Source organism: Rhizobium ecuadorense, assembly GCF_001187535.1.
Taxonomy (GTDB): domain Bacteria; phylum Pseudomonadota; class Alphaproteobacteria; order Rhizobiales; family Rhizobiaceae; genus Rhizobium; species Rhizobium ecuadorense.
On the sequence record NZ_LFIO01001269.1, the window covers coordinates 1 to 352 of the forward strand.

Genomic DNA, 352 nt, shown 5'->3' on the forward strand with positions numbered 1-352 from the left:
GCGTCATTTCATAGCCATAACGGATCAACATGGAGCGTTCTCGCGCGTCCGGATCCGTCTAGCGGAAATCCGCCGCAGTTAGAGTATAGAAGGCGCGGCGGCGGTAGGAATAGGCTTTGTGCGCCACGTCCTGAATGGAGTTGCGCAGGGTGTCGAAGGAGGAAAGCCACCTCGCTTCCGAAGGCTCGGTTCTTTGCAATGCGGCATCGGATTTCGCCAGTGCGCCAACCTCGATGAAGAACAACACCTGGAACATGCCGTCATGGCCGACGAAGCGCACAGCATTTCTCACAGCATCGAAGCTTCGGCTTTGGTTTAGAAACGCTAGCGCCATGGTTGGACCGGCGGGCTC

The 352-nt window shown here is 57.4% G+C and carries 1 protein-coding gene; it reads right to left on the reverse strand.

Annotation, left to right across the window (positions count from 1 at the left end; genetic code table 11):
- Positions 1-58 precede the first annotated feature (58 nt).
- Positions 59-334 carry a DUF1488 family protein gene (locus tag AF337_RS27190; protein WP_026230635.1) on the reverse strand — a complete coding sequence of 92 codons (276 nt, stop codon included), beginning with the start codon at positions 332-334 and terminating at the stop codon, positions 59-61.
- Positions 335-352: the final 18 nt, after the last annotated feature.

What these genes read in the sequence shown, in the direction of transcription:
- AF337_RS27190 (WP_026230635.1), bottom strand. Translation starts at nt 334, where the DNA reads ATGGCGCTAGCGTTTCTAAACCAAAGCCGAAGCTTCGATGCTGTGAGA.